Origin of the sequence: Streptomyces sp. NPDC018026, assembly GCF_044327745.1 — a bacterium.
Taxonomy (GTDB): domain Bacteria; phylum Actinomycetota; class Actinomycetes; order Streptomycetales; family Streptomycetaceae; genus Streptomyces; species Streptomyces rubrogriseus.
In genome coordinates this window covers 608,198-628,527 of record NZ_JBIRFY010000002.1, presented here as the reverse complement: position 1 = coordinate 628,527, position 20,330 = coordinate 608,198, and the positions used below count along the sequence as shown (strand labels likewise).

16 protein-coding genes are annotated in these 20,330 nt (G+C 72.1%); 10 read left to right on the top strand and 6 right to left on the bottom strand.

Features of this window, described 5'->3' with window-relative positions; genetic code table 11:
* The first annotated feature begins 51 nt into the window (after positions 1–51).
* A complete protein-coding gene (locus ACH4D3_RS08400; protein WP_398318006.1) occupies positions 52–960 on the top strand; it encodes an NAD(P)-dependent oxidoreductase in 909 nt (302 codons plus the stop codon).
* On the opposite strand, the gene ACH4D3_RS08395 is transcribed toward ACH4D3_RS08400, so the two are convergent.
* Together ACH4D3_RS08395 and ACH4D3_RS08390 are read right to left on the bottom strand one after the other, a co-directional pair.
* Positions 961–1,743 carry a sulfite exporter TauE/SafE family protein gene (locus ACH4D3_RS08395; RefSeq protein WP_398318003.1) on the bottom strand — a complete coding sequence of 261 codons (783 nt, stop codon included), beginning with the start codon at positions 1,741–1,743 and terminating at the stop codon, positions 961–963.
* Positions 1,744–1,803: 60 nt separating this feature from the next.
* Positions 1,804–2,361 carry a TetR/AcrR family transcriptional regulator gene (locus ACH4D3_RS08390; protein WP_398318001.1) on the bottom strand — a complete coding sequence of 186 codons (558 nt, stop codon included), beginning with the start codon at positions 2,359–2,361 and terminating at the stop codon, positions 1,804–1,806.
* Positions 2,362–2,494: 133 nt separating this feature from the next.
* Here ACH4D3_RS08390 and ACH4D3_RS08385 point away from each other — a divergent pair, with 133 nt between their 5' ends.
* The 6 genes from ACH4D3_RS08385 to ACH4D3_RS08360 all read left to right on the top strand — a co-directional run bounded on the left by ACH4D3_RS08385 (position 2,495) and on the right by ACH4D3_RS08360 (position 9,655).
* On the top strand, positions 2,495–3,778 hold the full coding sequence (locus tag ACH4D3_RS08385; protein ID WP_398317998.1) for an MFS transporter: 1,284 nt from the start codon (positions 2,495–2,497) through the stop codon (positions 3,776–3,778).
* 138 nt (positions 3,779–3,916) lie between these two features.
* Positions 3,917–5,149 (top strand): NAD(P)/FAD-dependent oxidoreductase, encoded by a 1,233-nt coding sequence (locus tag ACH4D3_RS08380; RefSeq protein ID WP_398317995.1) that lies wholly within the window; start codon positions 3,917–3,919, stop codon positions 5,147–5,149.
* Positions 5,149–7,764 (top strand): nitrite reductase large subunit NirB, encoded by a 2,616-nt coding sequence (gene nirB / locus ACH4D3_RS08375; protein ID WP_398317992.1) that lies wholly within the window; start codon positions 5,149–5,151, stop codon positions 7,762–7,764. The genes ACH4D3_RS08380 and nirB overlap by 1 nt, the downstream gene beginning before the upstream one ends.
* The gene (nirD, locus tag ACH4D3_RS08370) at positions 7,761–8,144 is read left to right on the top strand and encodes a nitrite reductase small subunit NirD (protein ID WP_398317989.1); all 384 of its coding nucleotides are present in this window, start codon (positions 7,761–7,763) and stop codon (positions 8,142–8,144) included. The genes nirB and nirD overlap by 4 nt, the downstream gene beginning before the upstream one ends.
* Positions 8,145–8,192: 48 nt before the next feature.
* Complete coding sequence (locus ACH4D3_RS08365) at positions 8,193–8,777, top strand: TetR/AcrR family transcriptional regulator (protein WP_398317986.1); 585 nt, start codon at positions 8,193–8,195, stop codon at positions 8,775–8,777.
* Positions 8,778–8,887: 110 nt separating this feature from the next.
* Positions 8,888–9,655, top strand: a complete 768-nt coding sequence (locus ACH4D3_RS08360) for an SDR family NAD(P)-dependent oxidoreductase (RefSeq protein WP_398317983.1) — start codon at positions 8,888–8,890, stop codon at positions 9,653–9,655.
* Positions 9,656–9,695: 40 nt separating this feature from the next.
* Here the strand turns inward: ACH4D3_RS08360 and ACH4D3_RS08355 are convergent, their stop codons facing one another.
* A complete protein-coding gene (locus ACH4D3_RS08355; RefSeq protein WP_398317980.1) occupies positions 9,696–10,628 on the bottom strand; it encodes an oxidoreductase in 933 nt (310 codons plus the stop codon).
* Positions 10,629–10,811: 183 nt separating this feature from the next.
* Here ACH4D3_RS08355 and ACH4D3_RS08350 point away from each other — a divergent pair, with 183 nt between their 5' ends.
* Positions 10,812–11,297, top strand: coding sequence for an excalibur calcium-binding domain-containing protein (locus ACH4D3_RS08350; protein ID WP_398317977.1), 486 nt, complete (start codon positions 10,812–10,814; stop codon positions 11,295–11,297).
* A gap of 49 nt (positions 11,298–11,346) precedes the next feature.
* Here ACH4D3_RS08350 and ACH4D3_RS08345 read toward each other — a convergent pair whose 3' ends face one another.
* Together ACH4D3_RS08345 and ppdK are read right to left on the bottom strand one after the other, a co-directional pair.
* Positions 11,347–12,480: an acyltransferase family protein gene (locus ACH4D3_RS08345; protein ID WP_398317974.1), complete on the bottom strand. Its 1,134-nt coding sequence runs from the start codon at positions 12,478–12,480 to the stop codon at positions 11,347–11,349.
* Between the two features lie 325 nt (positions 12,481–12,805).
* The gene (gene ppdK, locus ACH4D3_RS08340) at positions 12,806–15,535 is read right to left on the bottom strand and encodes a pyruvate, phosphate dikinase (protein ID WP_398317971.1); all 2,730 of its coding nucleotides are present in this window, start codon (positions 15,533–15,535) and stop codon (positions 12,806–12,808) included.
* Positions 15,536–16,017: 482 nt separating this feature from the next.
* Between ppdK and ACH4D3_RS08335 the strand changes: the two genes are divergently transcribed.
* Positions 16,018–17,814 (top strand): CDP-alcohol phosphatidyltransferase, encoded by a 1,797-nt coding sequence (locus tag ACH4D3_RS08335; protein WP_398317968.1) that lies wholly within the window; start codon positions 16,018–16,020, stop codon positions 17,812–17,814.
* On the opposite strand, the gene dusB is transcribed toward ACH4D3_RS08335, so the two are convergent.
* Positions 17,815–18,981, bottom strand: a complete 1,167-nt coding sequence (gene dusB, locus ACH4D3_RS08330) for a tRNA dihydrouridine synthase DusB (RefSeq protein ID WP_398317965.1) — start codon at positions 18,979–18,981, stop codon at positions 17,815–17,817.
* Positions 18,982–19,063: 82 nt separating this feature from the next.
* On the opposite strand from dusB, the gene ACH4D3_RS08325 reads away from it, so the two are divergent.
* Positions 19,064–20,330 (top strand): MFS transporter (locus tag ACH4D3_RS08325; protein ID WP_398317962.1); only part of this gene is annotated, 1,267 nt, incomplete at its 3' end.

The window sequence follows — 20,330 nt, the reverse complement described above, 5'->3', positions numbered from 1 at the left end:
CTCCGAAGTAGGTACTTGAGCGGTCACCGGCCCCGTCGGAACCTGATCATCATGACTGACAAGACACCCGCCGCCCGTATTCCGCTCACCGTCCTCGGCACCGGCGCCATGGGGGCCGCGCTGGCCCGCGCCTGGCTCGCCGCCGGCCATCCCGTGACCGTCTGGAACCGCACCCCGGCCCGTGCCGGGGCCCTCGCCGCCGAGGGGGCGAGGGTCGCCGCGAGCGCCGGTGAGGCGGTGGCCGCGAGCCGCCTGGTGATCGTCTGCCTGCTCGACGACGCCTCGGTCGGCGAGGCCCTCGACGGGGCCGACCTGACCGGGCGGGACCTGGTGAACCTCACCACCGGGACGCCCGCCGAGGGCCGCGCCCGCGCCGGGTGGGCGAGGGAACGCGGGGCCCGTTTCCTGGACGGCGGGATCATGGCCGTGCCGCCGATGATCGGGTCTCCCGACTCCGGCGGATACATCCTCTACAGCGGCTCCGCCGAGCTGTTCGACGAGCACCGGGACGCACTCGCCGTGCCGGCCGGTACGCGCTACGTCGGTACGGACCCGGGATTCGCGGCGCTGCACGACGTGGCGCTGCTGAGCGCGATGTACGGCATGTTCGCGGGCATGGCGCACGCCTTCGCCCTGATCGGCCCGGAGGACATCGCCCCGGAGGACTTCGCACCGCTGCTGGTGTCCTGGCTCGGCGCGATGTCCGGCTCGGCTCACCGGGCCGCCGGGCAACTGGCGAGCGGCGACTACGGCAAGGACGTCGTCTCCAACCTGGCGATGCAGGTGGCGGGGAGCGCGACCCTGCTGCGCACGGCGGAGGAGCAGGGGGTGAGCGCGGAGCTGCTGACGCCGTACCTGACCCTGATGGAGCGACGGCTCGCCGAGGGGCACGGGCAGGAGGACACGACCGGGGTGGTGGAGCTGCTGAGCCTGCGCCGGGCGGCGACGGACCGTGCCTGACTAGGCCACCCACTGCTCCCATGCCAGGTTCACCACGAGCGCGAAGACCACCGTCAGCAGGACGACGCGGACGAAGCCGCTGCCCTTCTTGAGGGCGGTGTGGGCGCCGAACATGCCGCCGGCCAGGTTGAAAGCGGCCATCAGGACGGCCAGCTGCCACAGCACCGCGCCCTGCCAGGCGAAGGTGGCGAGGGCGCCCGCGTTGGTGCAGCAGTTGACGATCTTGGCGGTGGCGGAGGCGGTCACCAGGTCCAGGTGGAGCAGCGCGGTGAGGGCCAGGACCAGGAAGGTTCCGGTGCCGGGGCCGATCAGGCCGTCGTAGAAGCCGATGCCGAGGCCCGCCAGACCGATCGCGGCGAGGATCTGGCGGCGGGTGGCCGGGCCGGTGGCGGGCGCGGTGCCGAAGGCGGGGCGGAAGATCACGAAGGCGGCGACCGCGAGCAGCACCACCATGATCACCGGTTTCAGGACCTCGGTGCTCATCCCGGCGGCGAAGAAGGCACCGCCCGAGGACCCGGCCAGCGCCGCCAGGCCGATGCGTACGGCGGTGCGCACGTCCACCGGCGCCTTGCGGGCGTAGGTCACCGCCGCGCCGGTGGTGCCGACGATGGCGACCGCCTTGTTGGTGCCGAGCGCGTGCGCGGCCGGGGTGCCGGAGGGCAGGCCGAGCAGGAGCGCGGGCAGGAGCAGGAGGCCGCCGCCGCCGACCACGGCGTCGATCCAGCCGGCCGCGAGTGCGGCGAGGCAGAGCAGGACGACCGTGGTCAGCGATATGTCGGGCATGATCGCGACCCTATGGACGGGATGGATGTGCCGTCCATCAAGATGAGGGACTTCTGAGGTTCACGCCCCGGCGTCGACGACGGCACGGACGACGGCGGCGACCTCCTCGCGCTCGGTGGGCCGCGGGTCGACGGAGTTGTGGATGGAGAATCCCTCGACCAGCGCGTCCAGGGCCCGTGCGGTGAGCGGGTCGAAGTGCCTGGCCAGGGAGGACCGGCTGGCCTGCATCCAGGAGCGCATGACGGCGCGCACCTCGGGATTGCGGGTGGCGAAGGCGTAGAGCTCGTAGCTGAGCAGGAGGTTGCGGTCGGTCCCCCAGACCTTGCCGCAGATGATCTCGACGACCGCCTCCTCGGCCTCCTGGCGGGTCCGCGCGGCCTCCAGAAGGGCGCCGTATCGGGTGGAGACGGTCTCCGCGAGCCGGGTGAACGCGGCGGTCAGCAGGTGCTGCATGTCGTCGAAGTAGTAGGTGAGCGACCCGAGCGGTACGCCCGCCGCCTCCGCGATCTTGCGGAAGGTCACCTTGATGGCGCCGTGCTCCGCGACGACGTCGAGCGCGGCGTCGAGGATGCGTTCGCGGCGCCGGGGGTCGTTGGGGCCACGAGTGCTGCCTGTCATCGCCGTTGTCCGCCTTGTCTGCTCGGTCTGCTCGGTCTGCTCGGTCTGCTCGGTCGTCTCGGTCTTCTCGGTCGCCGATCCGGTGTGTACATTTGTGCATACTCGGTGGGTGGCGCGGGACCGTCGCCCGCCCGTGACTCATTGTCTCCAACACCGGCGGAGCCCTTCCTTGACAGACCGTGCCGTGCGCCGTCGCCGCCGGGCGCTGTACCTCTTCTTCTTCCTCAACGGCATCGCCATGTCCTCATGGATCACGCGCACCCCGGACGTCCGTGACGGTCTGGGCGTGTCCACGGGGCAGATGGGGCTGGTGCTGTTCGGTCTGTCCGTCGGCTCGATGGCCGGCATCCTCTGCTCCGGCCGTTTCGTGTCGCGGTTCGGGACCAGACCCGTGACGGCGTTCGGCACCCTGTTCGTCGTCGCGAGCGTGGTCGTGGTGGGCGCGGGCAGCGCCCTCGGCTCCGCGCCCCTGGTCACCGCGGGGCTGTGCCTGTTCGGCGTGGGGGTCGGGTCGGGCGAGGTGGCGATCAACGTGGACGGTGCCGACGTGGAGAGGATCACCGGCAGGGCGGTGCTGCCCACCCTGCACGGGTGCTTCAGCCTGGGCACCGTCATCGGCGGCCTGGCCGGCATGGCGGCCACCGCCGCGGCGTTCCCCGCCCACTGGCACCTCCTGGCGGTGGCCGCGGTGACGGCCGCGATCTTCGGGTACGCCATCGGTGCCGTCCCGGCCGGGACCGGCGTCCGTGCCGCGGCGCCCGCCTCGGACTCCGCGCGGCCCGCGGGCCCGCAGGTGTGGAAGGACCGGCGGCTCCTGATGATCGGGGTCATCGTCCTGGCCATGGCTCTCGCCGAGGGCGCCGCCAACGACTGGCTGCCGCTGCTCATGGTCGACGGCCACGGTCTCGACGCCGCCGTCGGCTCGCTCGTCTTCGTGGGGTTCGCCGCCGCGATGACCCTGGGCCGCTTCGGCGGCACGTTCTTCCTCAATCGGTACAGCCGGGCGACCGTCGTGCGGGCCAGCGCGGTCTCCGGGGCCATCGGTCTGTGCCTGGTCATCTTCTCCGACAACGCCGTCGTGGCCGCGGCGGCCGTCCTGTTCTGGGGACTGGGCGCGTCCCTGGGCTTTCCGGTGGCCCTGTCGGCGGCGGGCGACTCGGGGCCCGACGAGACCGCCCGGGTCGGCCTGGTGGCGACGATCGGCTACATCGCGTTCCTGGTGGGACCGCCCACCCTCGGCTTCCTGGGCGATCACTACGGACTGCGTCCGGCGATGGTCGTGGTCCTGGCGTTCGTCGCAACGGCCGTTTTCGCGGCCCCTGCCGCCGGTACCCGCGCCTCCCGTCACCGCACGTCCGAAACCGGCGTCCGCGCCGAACTCGCCGTGGAGCGGCCGGGACAGCGCACCGAGGGGTGACCGGGTGACCGGCGCACGTCGGCGGCGGCTGCTGCCGGAGCCCCTCACACGCACCGGCCGGGCCCGCTGAGGGCAGCGTTCCCCGTGGGAAACAGAAGGGATGCGGCCGGGTAACACCCGCACCGCACGCTCGGTGCCATGACCTCGAAAACGCGTGTGGTGGTGATCGGCGCCGGACTCGCGGGCGTGACGCTCGCCCGGCGGCTCGGTGAGCTGGGCACGCCCGCGCTGACGCTCGGCGACGAGGAGCACCGCCCGTACAACCGGGTGCTGCTCGCCGAGGTGCTGGCCGGACGGTACGGCCCCGAGGTGATCGCCCTGCCGGAGCCCGCCGGGCTGCTGCGCGGCCGGGTCACCGGCATCGACCGGGCCGGGCGGACCGTGCGCTGCGCCGACGGCTCCGTGATCGCCTACGACACGCTGGTCCTGGCCACCGGCTCCAACGCCGTGCTGCCGCCCCTGCGCGGCCTGTTCACCCCGGACCACGAGCTGCCCGAGGGCGTGCACGCGTTCCGGACGATGGATGACTGCCTCGGGTTGTCGAAGGCGGTGCGGCCGGGGGTGCGGGCCGTCGTGATCGGGGGCGGGCTGCTCGGGGTGTCCGCGGCCCGTGCGCTGGCCGTGCGCGGCGCCCAGGTCGTCCTCGCCCAGCAGTCCGAGCGGCTGATGGAGCGGCAGCTCGACCCGGCGGCCTCCGCGCTGGTGCGGCGGCACCTGGAGGGGCTCGGCGTGGAGGTGCACACCGAGTGCCGGGTACGGGACGTGCGCAGCGTCGGCGGTGCGGTGCGGTCGGTGGAGATGGGCGACGGGTACGCCCTCGGCGCCGACCTGGTGGTGCTCGCCTGCGGGGTCCGGCCGCGGGTCGGGCTGGCAAGGGAGGCGGGGCTGGCGGTCGGCAAGGGCGTCCTCGTCGACGACGAGCTGCGCACCTCCGACCCGCACATCCGCGCGATCGGCGACTGCGCCCAGCACGCGGACCGCGTGTACGGCCTGGCCGCGCCCGCCCTCGAACAGGCCGGGGTGCTGGCCGGACTGCTCGCGGACGGCGGGACCGCCGCCCGGCACTACACCGGCACCCGCGCCCTGACCCGGCTCACCCTCACCGGGGCGGACAGCCCCTTCGACCCCCTCGACCTCGCCGCGTTCGGCGAGACCGACCCCCGCCCCGGCGACGACGTCGTGCAGCTCGCCGACGCCACCCGGGGCACCTACCGCAAGGTCGTCGTCCGTGACGACCGGCTGGTGGGCGGGGTCCTGGTCGGCGAACTCGGCACCGTCGGCGCGCTGGCGCGCGCCTGGGAGGGAGCAGAGCCGCTCCCCTCCGACGGCGGCCCCCTGCTCCACCTGCTCACCCAAGACGGAGGCTCCTGATGACCGCCACCCCGGGGAACCCCCCGACGATCGTGCTGGTCGGCCACGGCATGGTCGGCCAGCGCTTCCTGGAGGCCCTCGCCGAGCGCGGCCTGACCCGCACGCACCGCGTGGTCGTCCTGTGCGAGGAGCCGCGCCCCGCCTACGACCGCGTCCAGCTCACCTCGTACTTCTCGGGCAAGACCCCCGAGGACCTGTCGGTGACCGACCTCGCCTTCCTCGACGAGCACGGCATCGAGCTGCGCGTCGGGGACCCGGCGGAGACCGTCGACCGGAAGGCGCGCGAGGTGACCGCCCGCTCCGGGCTGGTCGTCGAGTACGACGTCCTCGTCCTGGCCACCGGCTCCTACCCGTTCGTCCCGCCGGTGCCCGGCAAGGACGCCGAGGGCTGCTTCGTCTACCGCACGATCGAGGACCTCCTGGCCATCGAGGCGTACGCGAGGACCCGGGCGACCACCGGTGCCGTGGTCGGCGGCGGGCTGCTCGGCCTGGAGGCCGCCGGTGCGCTCAAGGGGCTCGGACTCACCTCGCACATCGTGGAGTTCGCGCCGCGCCTGATGCCGGTGCAGGTGGACGAGGGCGGCGGCGCGGCGCTGCTGCGCACCATCGAGGAGATGGGCCTGTCCGTCCACACGGGCGTCGGCACCCAGGAGATCGTGACCGGCGAGGACGGCGCCGTCGCTGGCATGAAGCTGTCCGACGGCTCCGAACTCGCCGCCGACCTGGTGGTGTTCAGCGCCGGTGTCCGGCCCCGCGACCAGCTCGCCCGGGACTGCGGGCTGGCGGTCGGCGAGCGCGGCGGCATCAGCGTCGACGAGCGCTGCCGCACGGTCACCGACGAGCGGGTGTTCGCGATCGGCGAGTGCGCGCTGGCCGCCGACGGGCGGGTGTACGGGCTGGTCGCGCCCGGGTACGAGCAGGCCGAGACGGCCGCCGCCACCATCGCCGCCCAGGAGGCCTCCTTCACCGGCGCCGACCTGTCCACCAAGCTGAAGCTGCTCGGCGTGGACGTGGCCTCCTTCGGCGACGCGCACGGCACCGCCGAGGACTGCCTTGACGTCGTCTACTCCGACTCCCGCGCGGGCCTGTACAAGAAGCTGGTCGTCGGCCGCGACGGCACGCTGCTCGGCGGCATCCTGGTCGGTGACGCGGAGGCGTACGGCACCCTGCGCGCCTTCACCGGCTCGGTCCCGCCGGTCTCCCCCGAGTCGCTCGTGCTGCCCGCCGGTGCCGGGGCCCCGGCCCAGCTCGGCCCGTCCGCGCTGCCCGACGACGCGGTGATCTGCTCCTGCCACAACGTCACCAAGGGCACCATTCGCGGCGCGGTGACCGAGCACTCCTGCACGACCGTGCCCGAGGTGAAGAAGTGCACCAGGGCCGGTACCGGCTGCGGCTCCTGTGTGAAGGTGCTCGGCCAGCTGGTCACCGCCGAGCTGGAGGCGAGCGGCGTCGAGGTCGACAAGGGGCTGTGCGGCTGCTTCGCGCAGACCCGCGAGGAGCTGTACGAGATCGTCGGCGCCCTGCGGATCACCTCCTACCGGGAGCTGCTGGACCGGCACGGCAGGGAGGGCGCGCGGGGCGGTGAGGGCTGCGAGGTGTGCAAGCCGGCGGTCGGCTCGATCATCGCCTCGCTGGCCCCGGCCATCGGCGCGAGCGGCTACGTCCTGGAGGGCGAGCAGGCCGCGCTCCAGGACACCAACGACCACTTCCTCGCCAACCTCCAGCGCAACGGCTCGTACTCCGTCGTCCCGCGCATCCCGGGCGGCGAGATCGCGCCGGAGAAGCTGATCGTCATCGGCGAGATCGCCCGGGACTTCGGGCTCTACACGAAGATCACCGGTGGCCAGCGCATCGACATGTTCGGCGCCCGCGTCGAGCAACTGCCGCTGATCTGGGCGCGGCTGGTGGACGCCGGATTCGAGTCGGGGCATGCGTACGGGAAGTCGCTGCGCACGGTGAAGTCCTGCGTGGGGCAGACCTGGTGCCGCTACGGCGTCCAGGACTCGGTGCGGATGGCGATCGACCTGGAGCTGCGCTACCGGGGCCTGCGCTCCCCGCACAAGCTGAAGTCGGCGGTCTCCGGGTGCGCCCGCGAGTGCGCGGAGGCCCAGTCGAAGGACTTCGGCGTGATCGCCACCTCCAACGGCTGGAACCTGTACGTCGGCGGCAACGGCGGGGCCACCCCGCGCCACGCGGACCTGCTCGCGCAGGACCTCTCGGACGCCGAACTGGTCCGCCTGATCGACCGGTTCCTGATGTTCTACATCCGCACCGCCGACAAGCTGGAGCGCACCTCCACCTGGCTGGAGCGCATCCCCGGCGGCCTGGACCACGTACGCGACGTCGTCGTGCACGACTCGCTCGGCATCTGCGACGAGCTGGAGTCCCTGATGTCGGCCCACGTCGCGCACTACCGCGACGAGTGGGCCGAGACGATCAACGACCCGGAGAAGCTGGCCCGGTTCGTGTCCTTCGTGAACGCCCCCGACACCCCCGACCCGGTCGTGGGCTTCGTGCCCGAGCGCGACCAGATGAAGCCCGACCTGCCGCTGCTGGACATCGGCCGGCGGCCCGCCTCGGCGGACGACCTCCTGGAAGGAAGCACCCGGCGATGACCCTGGCACCCGAGACCCTCGCCCCCGACACGACCGGCCTGAAGGTCCGGCTGCGGCTGCCGGACGACTGGTTCACGGCCTGCGACCTCGGCGCCCTGCTCCCGGGCCGGGGCGTGGCGGCCCTGCTGCCGGACGGCGGCCAGGTGGCCCTGTTCCGCGACCGGGACGGCGGGCTGTACGCCATCGACAACCGGGACCCGTTCACCGGCGCGGCGGTCCTCTCCCGCGGCCTGACCGGCACCCACCAGGGCCGCCCGTTCGTCGCCTCCCCGCTGCTCAAGCAGCGCTTCGACCTCACGACCGGGGAGTGCCTGGACGACGAGGCGATGCGGGTGGAGACGTACCAAGTGAAGGCCGTGAAGGCCGTCGAGGCGGCCTGAGCCAGGCTTTCTTGACCGATCGTTTCAGATGGCCCTAGGCTGCGGTTCGTGGCCAGGACCAAGGAGTTCGATCCGGACGCCGCGCTGTGGGCAGCCCTGGAGCTGTTCTGGCGGCGCGGCTACGAGGCGACGTCGATGGCTGACCTGGTCGAGCACCTCGGCGTCGGGCGGGCCAGCATCTACGCGACCTTCGGCAACAAGCGCGAGCTGTATCTGAAGGCGCTGGCGCACTACGAGCAGGGGCTGCTCCCGGACCTGTTGGCGGACCTGTCCCGGCCGGGCCCGGCCCTGCCGGGCGTGCGGGCCCTGGTGCGGCGCTACGCGGCCGAGGCGAGCGCCGACGACTCGCGCCTGCACGGCTGTTTCGTCACCAACACCGCCGCCGAGCTGGCCCCGCACGACGCGGTCGCCGCCCGGCGGGTCGAGCGGAACTGGGACCGGCTGGAGACCGTGCTGCACACGGCGCTGGCCCGGGCCCGCGCCGAGGGCGACCTGCCCGCGGGGCGCGATCCGCTGGCCCTCGCCCGGATGCTGCTGGTCCTGCTCCAGGGCATGCGGGTGGTCGGCAAGGCCTCGCCGGACCCGGCCAGGATGCGGGACGCGGCGGAACAGGCGCTCGCACTGCTCGACTGAGACCCGGACACGCCCCTCTGCCGGAGGGGTGTTTTCACGGCCACATATTGAACCGATCGGTCAAGAAAACTGGTCACGCAGGTCAAGAAGGTCAAGAAAAGGGGAGATTCATGACCACCCAGCGTTTCACCGGCAGGACCGCCCTCGTCACCGGCGCGGGCTCCGGCATCGGACGGGCCGTCGCCCTCGCCCTGGCCGCCGAGGGCGCGCACGTCGTCGTCGCCGGGCGCGCCCGGGGACCGCTCGACGAGACGGCGGCCCTGGTCGAGGGGGCGGGCGGCAAGGCGCTGGCCGTCACCGCGGACGTCACCCGGCGCGAGGACGTGGACGCCCTGGTGTCCGCGGCAGTGGACCACTTCGGCTCCCTCGACGTCGCCGTGAACAACGCGGGCGTCTTCCGCGGCGGAGCGCCCGTCGCCGAGCTGTCCGAGGAGGACTGGCACACGCAGCTCGACATCAACGTCACCGGCGTGTTCCTCGCCCTGCGCGCCGAGGTCCGGCACATGCGCACCCAGCCGGGCGGCGGCACCATCGTGAACATCGCCTCCACCTTCGGAGCGCACAAGCGCAGTCCCGGCGCCGCGGCCTACGCGGCGACGAAGGCGGCCGTCTCGGCCCTCACCCGGGGCGCCGCCCTGGACCACATCGGGGACGGGGTCCGCATCAACGCCGTCAGCCCCGGCGCCACGGCGACCTCCATGTCCCTGCGGCCGGGCGAGACGGAGGCCGGGCGGGCCGAGCGGATGCGCGAGGAGACGCCGCTCGGCCGGGTCTCGGAGGTGGCGGAGATCGCGGCGGCCGTGCTGTACCTGGCCTCGGACGACGCGGCGTCGGTGGTGGGCACCGACCTCGTGGTGGACGGCGGCCAGACCGCCTGAGCGCCGGGGCCGGGGGGCGCCCCGGCCCCCGGCCCGCTCCTCAGGGCAGCAGCGCCTCGTAGATGACGCCCGTCAGCCGCTCGGAGGCGGCCCACAGCCGCTCCCCCATCGCGTCGTCGGTGGTCCAGGACGCCCGCCAGGACGGTGCGGGCGTCCCGCGCCACATCGCGAAGGACGGTCCCGTGAAGGAGTCGGAGGGCACGCCGGGCGCGGTCGCCGCGTACAGGACGGGCAGCGCGCCGTCCTCGGCGCTCTGGGCGACGACCCGGTTCGCGAGCCGCACCACCCGCTCGGTGAGCCGGCGCCCCTCGGCCCGGGGCGCGGCGGTGGACAGGCCGGTCTCGGCGTATCCGGGGTGGGCGGCGACCGCGCGGACGTCGGAGGCGCCCTCCCGGGCCGCGAGCCGGCGTGCCAGCTCGTGGGTGAAGAGCAGGTTGGCGGACTTCGAGCGGGCGTAGGCGGTCCAGCGCCCGTACCGCCGCACGCTGTTGAGGTCGCGCGGATCGACCCTGGCCAGCGCGTGCAGGAAGCTGGAGACGGTCACGATCCGGGCGCCGGGCGCGGCCAGCAGGGAGGGCAGCAGCAGCCCGGTGAGCGCGAAGTGCCCCAGGTGGTTGACGCCGAACTGGGTCTCGAAGCCGTCGACCGTCGTGCCGTGCGGCAGCGCCATCACCCCGGCGTTGTTGACGAGGAGGTCGACCCGCTCGTACGGCAGTCCGTAGGCGAACTCCCGGACCGAGGCCAGGTCCCCGAGGTCCAGTCGCGCCGGTTCCACGGCGGCGTCGGGCACCTCGCCCAGCAGGCGCCGTACTGCGGCGCTCCCCCGCTCCTCGCTGCGGCAGGCGAGCACGACGGACGCACCCCTGCGCGCCAGCTCCCGGGCGATCACGTAGCCGAGGCCGCCGTTGGCCCCGGTGACGACGGCGACGCGCCCGTCCAGATCGGGGATGTCGCCCGTGCTCCAGCCGGTCATCCGCGGCTCCTTCCCCGGTCCTGACCCGTCTCACCGTACGCGCCCGGCGGCCCTGAGCGGAGAGCTACCGTCCGGTCACGTCACGTTCTCATCACGAGTCCTTCATATCCCCACCACATCTCGGTCACCTCAATAGCTTCGTCACCTCATATCCGCCCATCCACACCATTCCCGGGACTCTCGATGAAGCTGCTCCGCAAGCCCGCCGCCGTCACCGTCGCCGCACTCGCCCTGGCCGCCCTGCCGGCCGCCGCCGCCCAGGCCCACGACGGCGCCCACCCGTTCAAGAACTGCTCCGAGGCGTACGAGAACGGCCACTCCAACATCCCGAAGGGCGACGAGCACTACGGCGACCACCTGGACCGGGACAAGGACGGCGTCGGCTGCGACAAGCCGCCGGCCGGCTTCGTGCCCGCCGACGACAAGGACACCGGCGCCAAGGACACCGGTGCCGAGGACACGGACGACGCGGCGGGCGCCGGGAGCGGGCAGGACTCCGGGAGCGGGGACGGCGGCGCCGAGGCCACCGGGCAGCAGGGCACCGACCTGGCCGAGACCGGCGGCGACGACAGCACCCCGTACCTGGCGGCGGGCGGCGCGGCCGTCGTGCTCGCGGGCGGCGGACTGCTGCTGGCCGCGCGCCGCCGCCGGAGTGACGGCGCGGCCTGAACCGCCCCGCGCCCCGGCCCGCGTCGCGCGCCCCCTGGAGCCCCGTCGTTCAGCGGCGGGGCTCCGGCGCCCGGAGGCTGAACGCGGCGCTGCTCAGCCAGCGCCGTGCGGCCCGGGCCACCGGGCGCTCGACGAACCGCTGCACCACGTAGGACAGCGCGACCAGGGCGGCGACGGTGACGCAGACGACGACCCACGGGTCGGCCCGGTCGCCGAAGTGGTGCATGACGTTGACGCCGATGGCGTCGTGCAGCAGGTACAGCGGGAAGGTCAGCGTGCCCGCGACGGTCAGTCCGCGCCAGCGGATGCGGCTGGTCCAGCCGAGCGCGACGGCGGCGACCAGCAGGAAGAACACCGTGATGACCAGGACCAGCCAGCCGCGCCCGGGCTGCCACACGTCCCAGTCCAGACGGCCTCCGCCGGGCGTCAGCAGGTAGTGCAGCGCCAGCAGCCACGACATGGCGACGATGCCCCACAGCAGCGGGGTCGGGCGGTAGCGGTACATGAGGTAGAAGGCCAGGCCCGCGATGAAGTAGGGCGCGGACGGCGGGTTCACCAGCAGGGTGAGCAGGTGGATGTCGGCGCCGGGGGCCAGCACGGCGGCGACCGTCCACAGGCCGCAGTAGATCACCACGCGCTGGTACGTCAGGCCCTTCCACACCACGACCGCGAAGGTGAGGTAGAAGCACAGCTCGGGCCAGAGCGTCCAGTAGACGGAGTCCAGGTTCTCCACGCCCAGCGGCGTCTGGAGCATCGTCAGGTTGGCGAAGATCACCCGCGGGTGCGGCTGCCCGAACGGGTCACCGGCGAAGTAGATCACGCAGGCCGTGATCGCGATGGCCACCCAGTACATGGGGTACAGCCGGGTGACGCGGGAGATGAAGAAGTCGCGCGGGGTGCGGCCCCACGCGCTCATGCAGATGACGAACCCGCTGATCAGGAAGAAGAGTTCGACGCCGAGCCGGCCGTAGGCGAAGTAGCCCTGGGCCTCGGGGAAGACGCTCTCGACGGGGCGGCCCCACATGGTCCGCATCGTGGAGGGCACCTGACCGACGAAGTGGAAGAAGACCACGGACAGGGCCGCCAGGAACCGCAGTCCGTCCAGGGCCGCGAGCCGGTTGCGGGCCACGGGGGGCCCGGCCTCGGGGACCGTCTCCGCCGCGCCGGTCCGGGGGCTGGGCACCTTTCCCGCCGCTCTGTCCCCTTTCCCGTCACGGTGGGCCGTACCGGCCGGTTCCCTGTGATCCGTCTGGGTCATCCAACCACCGTTCCGGGTGTCGGCCGCTGTCCGCTGCCAGGGGCCTCCGAGTCTGCTGACAGATTGCTGCTGCTCAGCAGACAGGAATTCACACCGTTGCACGTGTCACAAAAGGCGGCACCCCCGCACGGGTGCCGCCTTTTCTCGTGGTCCGGAGCCGCCGCCGATCGGTGAGGGTGGTCGGGTGACAGACGGCGGCTCCGGGGCCTTTGACCCCTTTCAGGGGTTACCGGTGGTCGCTTTTCGGGTGTTACCGGTGGTCGCTGCCCTTGGACCGCGACGCCGCCCGGCCGGCCTCCAGGCGGGCCACCGGGATCCGGAACGGGGAGCAGGAGACGTAGTCCAGACCCACCTCGTGGAAGAAGTGGACCGACTCCGGGTCGCCGCCGTGCTCGCCGCAGACGCCGAGCTTCAGGTCGGGACGCGTGGCGCGCCCGGCCTTCGCGGCGGCGGCGACCAGGGAGCCGACGCCGTCCTTGTCGATGGTCTCGAACGGGGAGACGCCGAAGATGCCCTTCTCCAGGTAGGCCGTGAAGAAGCTGGCCTCGACGTCGTCGCGGCTGAAGCCCCACACGGTCTGGGTCAGGTCGTTGGTGCCGAAGGAGAAGAACTCCGCGGCCTCGGCGATCTGTCCGGCGGTCAGCGCGGCGCGCGGCAGCTCGATCATGGTGCCGATCGACAGCTTGAGCTTGGCGCCGGTGGCCGCCTCGACCTCGGCGATGACCTGGTCGGCCTCCTCGCGGACGATCTCCAGCTCCTGGACGGTGCCGACCAGCGGGATCATGATCTCGGCGCGCGGGTCGCCCTTGGCCGCCTTGCGCTCGGCCGCGGCCTCGGCGATGGCACGGACCTGCATGGTGAACAGCCCGGGGATGACCAGGCCGAGGCGGACACCGCGCAGGCCCAGCATCGGATTCTGCTCGTGCAGCCGGTGCACGGCCTGGAGCAGGCGCAGCTCGTTCTCGTGCGGCTCCTGACGGGACTCCGCGAGCGCGACCCGCACCGACAGCTCGGTGATGTCGGGCAGGAACTCGTGCAGCGGCGGGTCCAGGAGGCGGACGGTGACCGGGAGGCCGTCCATCGACTCGAAGAGCTGGACGAAGTCCTGCTTCTGCAGCGGCAGCAGCTCCTTCAGGGACTCCTCGCGCACCGCCTCGGTGTCGGCGAGGATCAGCCGCTCCACCAGCTCGCGGCGGTCGCCGAGGAACATGTGCTCGGTGCGGCACAGGCCGATGCCCTGGGCGCCGAACCGGCGGGCGCGCAGCGCGTCCTCGGCGTTGTCGGCGTTGGCCCGCACCCGCAGCCGGCGCTTGCGGTCGGCGAAGGCCATGATCCGGTGCACGGCCTCGACCAGTTCGTCGGCGTCCTCGGCGCCCGCGTGCATGCGGCCCTCGAAGTACTCGACGACCGGGGAGGGCACGACCGGCACCTCACCGAGGTAGACCTTGCCGGAGGAGCCGTCGATGGAGATCACGTCGCCCTCCTCGACGACGTGCCCGCCGGGCACGGTCATCCGGCGGCGCTTGGTGTCGACCTCCAGCTCCTCGGCGCCGCAGACACAGGTCTTGCCCATGCCGCGCGCGACCACGGCCGCGTGGGAGGTCTTGCCGCCGCGCGAGGTCAGGATGCCCTCGGCGGCGATCATGCCGTCCAGGTCGTCGGGGTTGGTCTCGCGGCGGACCAGGATGACCTTCTCGCCGGAACGGGACCACTTGACGGCGGTGTACGAGTCGAAGACGGCCTTGCCGACCGCCGCGCCCGGCGAGGCGGCGATGCCCCGGCCGACCTTCTCGACCTTCGCCTCGTCGTCGAAGCGGGGGAACATCAGCTGGGCGAGCTGGGCGCCGTTGACCCGCTGGAGGGCCTCGGCCTCGTCGATCAGGCCCTGGTCGACGAGCTGGGTGGCGATGCGGAAGGCGGCGCCCGCCGTGCGCTTGCCGACCCGGGTCTGGAGCATCCACAGCTGGCCGCGCTCGATGGTGAACTCGATGTCGCACAGGTCCAGGTAGTGGTTCTCCAGCGTCTCCATGATCTGCATCAGCTGGTCGTACGACTTCTTGTCGATCCGCTCCAGCTCCGCCAGCGCGACGGTGTTGCGGATGCCCGCGACGACGTCCTCGCCCTGGGCGTTCTGGAGGTAGTCGCCGTAGACGCCCTGGTGGCCGGAGGCGGGGTCGCGGGTGAAGGCGACGCCGGTGCCGGAGTCCGGGCCGAGGTTGCCGAAGACCATCGAGCAGACGTTGACGGCGGTGCCGAGGTCGTGCGGGATGCGCTCCTGGCGGCGGTAGAGCTTGGCGCGCTCGCCGTTCCAGGACTCGAAGACCGCCTTGATGGCGAGGTCCATCTGCTCGCGCGGGTCCTGCGGGAAGTCCCGGCCGGCCTCGGTCTTGACGATCTTCTTGAACTTGGTGACGAGTTTCTTGAGGTCGGCGGCCTCCAGCTCGGTGTCGACCGCGACCTTCTTGGCCGTCTTCGCCGCATCCAGCGCCTCCTCGAAGAGGTCGCCGTCGACGCCGAGGACGGTCTTGCCGAACATCTGGATAAGGCGGCGGTAGGAGTCCCACGCGAAGCGGTCGTCGCCGGCCTGCTTGGCCAGGCCCTGCACGGACTTGTCGGAGAGGCCGATGTTGAGGACGGTGTCCATCATGCCGGGCATGGAGAACTTGGCCCCGGAGCGGACCGACACGAGGAGGGGGTCGTCGGCCTGGCCGAGCTTCTTGCCCATCTTCGCTTCGAGGGCGTCGAGGTGCGCACTCACCTCGTCACGCAGTGCCGCGGGCTCCTCGCCGCTGTCGAGGTAGGTCTTGCAGGCCTCGGTGGTGATCGTGAAGCCGGGAGGGACCGGGAGACCCAGGTTGGTCATCTCGGCGAGGTTGGCGCCCTTGCCGCCGAGGAGGTCCTTGAGGTCCTTGTTGCCCTCGGTGAAGTCGTAAACGAACTTCGCTGCGTTCGCTACCTGGGGATCTTTGTTTTCCGACACGGGTCTCGACTCCTCGAGGACGCGGTGGCTGCCCTGACGGCGAGGAATGTACCCAGATCAAAGGCCTGTGGGTACGTCCACGTGTGCGTCATGCGCCTGTAACCACCCGTCCGCCAGCGGATCGAAAGTCAAGGCTTGGCAAGCGACCGACCGCTTGTGTTTTCACTTCTTGAACACATGAACGCTCGTACGCCGAACTATCCGCTCACCTGAGCGCCATTATCTACGTTTGAGTTCGCTCGATGAACGATCAATGCATGGCACTCAGTGCCACACCTTGGAGAAGTGGAGTCGCCCAAGATCCGCTCATCTGAGCACCACCCCTATCAGAGGTGGCGAGAATCACGCTCCCACAGACCGCCGGATTTCACCATGCGGACCCGTGAACGGACCGCCGGTGCCGGCCGTACGAGAGTGCGGCGGGTCCCGGCCCCCTCGCCGGGGCCCGCCGTCCACCGGGTTTCGCACGGAAGGACCTTCGGGTGCCCGTCATCACGCCTTTCCGCCGGCCGCCGCAGACAGCCGACGACGACCCCGACACCCCTGGCGCACCCGGACCCGCCCCGCTGAAGGCCGTCGCGGCCCTCAAGGCCCTCGGGGCCCGCCTCGCCCACCGGCGCGCGTGGCGCTCCCGGCACCCGCGCGCCGCCGTCGTGGTCCGCCGGGTCACCACGGCTCTTTCGGCCATTCTGGTGCTCGGGGCGCTGCTGCTGCCGAACACGTCGGCGGCCCTGGAGCCCAACCGCTTCGCACGGATTCCGGTGGAGGCGGTCGTCGCGGCGGTGCTGCTGCTCTGCCTGCCCCGGGTGCCGCGCCTGGTGGCGGCCGCGCTGTTCGGGACCGCCCTGGGCGCGCTGACCGTGCTGAACCTGCTCGACATGGGCTTCACCGAGTACCTGGGCCGGAACTTCAACCTCGTCCTGGACTGGGGCCTGCTGGACGACGCCCAGTCGTTCGTGGCGGACTCGATGGGCGGGGCGACGGCGGCCTGGGCCGCGGTGGGCGCCGTCGCGCTGGCCGTCTCGCTGCTGGTGTGCATGGCGCTGGCGGCGGTCCGGCTCGGCGAACTGCTCGCCGCGCACCGGGAGCGGGCGGCCCGGGGCGCGCTGATGACGGCCACCGTCTGGATGACCTGCGCCTCGCTGGGCCTGCAGACCTTCGGCGTGCCGGTGGCCACCACCAGCGCCTCCCGGGCGATGGAGGCACAGGCGCACCGGGTCGTGGACACGCTGCGGGACGAGGCGGCCTTCGCGAAGGAGGCGAAGGCGGACCGCTTCGGCGCCACACCCGGCGCCGAGCTGGTGCCGGACCTGCGCGGCAAGGACATGATCTTCACGTTCATCGAGAGCTACGGCCGCAGCGCGATCGAGGACCCGGTGATGGCACCGGGTGTCGGCCGGACCCTGGACACGAGCACCGGGGCGCTGGCGAAGGCGGGCTTCCACGCCCGCAGCGGCTGGCTGACCTCGGCGACGTACGGCGGCAGCAGCTGGCTCGGCCACTCCACCTTCCTGTCCGGCCTGTGGGTGGACAACCAGCAGCGCTACCGCACCGTCACCGCGGGCGACCACCTCACGCTCACCAAGGCGTTCCGCAAGACCGGCGACTGGGACACGGTCGGGATCATGCCGGGGGTGCAGAAGGCCTGGCCGGAGGCGGACTGGCACGGGCTGGACAAGGTCTACGACGCGTTCGACATGGGCTACCGGGGGCCGAAGTTCAGCTGGTCGACGATGCCCGACCAGTACGCGCTGGAGGCGTTCCAGCGCCTGGAGCACGGCAGGAAGCGCGACCGGCCGCTGATGGCGGAGGTCATCCTCACCTCCAGCCACCAGCCCTGGGCGCCGATCCCGAGGATGGTCGGCTGGGACGAGGTCGGCGACGGGTCGGTGTACGAGGGCATCGAGGCGGCGGGCGTGAAGGCGCCCGACATCATCACCGACTCCGCCCGCTCGAAGGAGGAGTACGGCAAGTCGGTCCAGTACTCGGTCACCAGCCTCACCCAGTGGCTGGAGCGCTACGGCACCGACGACACCGTCCTCGTCTTCCTCGGCGACCACCAGCCCCTCGCCCGCGTCAGCGGGAACAAGGCCAGCCGGGACGTCCCGGTGTCGATCGTCGCCAGGGACCCGAAGGTGCTCGACGCGATCGACGGCTGGAACTGGACGGAGGGGCTGAAACCGGCCCACGACGCCCCGGTGTGGAAGATGAGTTCCTTCCGCGACCGCTTCCTGACGGCGTACGGCTCGACCCCGCACCCCACCGGGGCGGGGGGCTGATCAGCCGCCGGAGGTGTCCAGCTCCGCGTCCGCGCCGACGCCCGCGCAGTCGTACGGGTCCTTGAGCCAGCCGTCGGGCAGGACCACCCGGTTGTTGCCGGAGGTGCGGCCGCGGGGGCCGTCGGCGCCGGTGGGCCAGGGCTGGTCGAGGTCGAGTTCGTCGAGTCCGGCGCGCAGCGCCGCCAGGGAGGAGGTGATCGCGAGCCGCTTGCGCATCTCGGAGCCGACGGCGAAGCCCTTGAGGTACCAGGCGACGTGCTTGCGGAAGTCGATGACGCCGCGCGCCTCGTCCCCGATCCACTCCCCGAGGAGCGTGGCGTGCCGGACCATCACGTCGGCGACCTCGCGCAGGGTGGGCCGTACGAAGGAGTCGGTGCGCCCCTCGAAGGCGGCGACCAGGTCGGCGAAGAGCCACGGCCGTCCGAGGCAGCCGCGTCCGACGACGACGCCGTCGCAGCCGGTCTCCCGCACCATCCTGAGCGCGTCCTCGGCGGACCAGATGTCGCCGTTGCCGAGGACGGGGATCTCCGGGACGTGCTCCTTGAGGCGGGCGATGGCGTCCCAGTCGGCGGTGCCGCCGTAGTGCTGGGCGGTGGTGCGGCCGTGCAGGGCGATGGCGGTGACGCCCTCCTCGACGGCGATCCGCCCGGCGTCGAGGTAGGTGAGGTGGTCGTCGTCGAGGCCCTTGCGCATCTTCATCGTGACGGGCAGGTCACCGGCGCCGGTGACGGCCTCGCGGACGATGGCCCGCAGCAGGTTCCGCTTGTACGGCAGGGCCGAGCCGCCGCCCTTGCGGGTCACCTTCGGGACCGGGCAGCCGAAGTTCAGGTCGATGTGGTCGGCCAGGTCCTCCTCCGCGATCATGCGGACGGCCTTGCCGACGGTCACCGGGTCGACGCCGTACAGCTGGATCGAGCGCGGGGTCTCGGTCGCGTCGAAGTGGATCAGCTGCATGGTCTTCTCGTTGCGCTCGACCAGCGCCCGGGTGGTGATCATCTCGCTCACGAACAGGCCCTTGCCCCCGCTGAACTCCCTGCACAGGGTGCGGAACGGCGCGTTGGTGATCCCGGCCATCGGCGCCAGCACCACGGGCGGCGTGACGGTGTGCGGGCCGATCCGCAGCGGCGCGGCGGTGGTCTCGGGGGCGGGCGTGGTGAGCGTGGACATTCCCCCATTGTCACGCACCCGGGGAGATCATGTATCAGTCATTAGTTAGTCGCACTATCGAAATGGGCGTAGGCTGGAGTTCATGCCCGAGCTGACCCATCGCCGCCGCATGCTCGTGCTCGCCATCTGCTGCATGAGCCTGCTGATCGTGAGTATCGACAACACGATCCTCAACGTCGCCCTCCCCTCCATGCAGCGCGACCTGCACGCGAGCACGTCGGGCCTGCAGTGGGCCATCGACGCGTACACGCTGGTGCTGGCCGCGCTGCTGATGCTGGCCGGCTCCACCGCCGACCGGATCGGCCGCAAGCGGGTCTTCATGACCGGCCTGGTGATCTTCACTCTCGGCTCGCTGCTGTGCTCGCTGGCCCCCGACCTGTCCTCGCTGATCGTCTTCCGGATGATGCAGGCGGTGGGCGGTTCGATGCTCAACCCGGTCGCGATGTCGATCATCACCAACACCTTCACCGACCCGCGCGAGCGCGCCCGCGCGATCGGTGTCTGGGGTGCGGTGGTCGGCATCTCCATGGCCGCCGGTCCCCTGGTGGGCGGGGTGCTGGTGGAGTCGGTCGGCTGGCGCTCGATCTTCTGGGTCAACCTGCCGGTGGGCCTGGCCGCCCTCCTGCTCACCCTGCGCTTCGTCCCCGAGTCCCGCGCGCCGAAGGCCCGGCGCCCCGACCCGCTGGGCCAGCTGATGGTGATCGTGCTGTTCGGTTCCCTGACGTACGCGATCATCGAGGCGCCGAACGCCGGGTTCCTCACCGTGCTGCCCTTCGCGGTACTGGCGCTCGCCGCGCTGCTCGGCCTGCTCCTGCACGAGCCCCGTCGCGCCGATCCCCTCATCGAGCTGCGCTTCTTCCGGTCGGCGCCGTTCAGCGGGGCCACCGTCATAGCGATCAGCGCGTTCGCCGCGCTGGGCGGCTTCCTGTTCCTGTCCACGCTGTATCTCCAGAACGTGCGCGGACTGAGCGCCCTGGAGGCCGGTCTGTGGATGCTGCCGATGGCCGTCCCGACCTTCCTGTGCGCCCCGCTCTCCGGCCGGCTGGTCGGCAGCCGGGGACCGCGCCTGCCCCTGCTGATCGCGGGCGGCGCGCTGACCGTGAGCGGCACGCTGTTCGCCGCCTTCGAGGCCGAGACCTCCGACGTGACGCTCCTTCTCGGCTACGTCCTGTTCGGCATCGGCTTCGGCTTCGTCAACGCGCCCATCACCAACACCGCGGTCTCCGGCATGCCCCGGGCCCAGGCCGGGGTCGCCGCGGCCGTCGCCTCCACCAGCCGCCAGCTGGGCCAGACCCTCGGCGTGGCGGTGGTCGGCGCGGTGCTGGCGACGGGCGTGGGCGCGTCCTCGT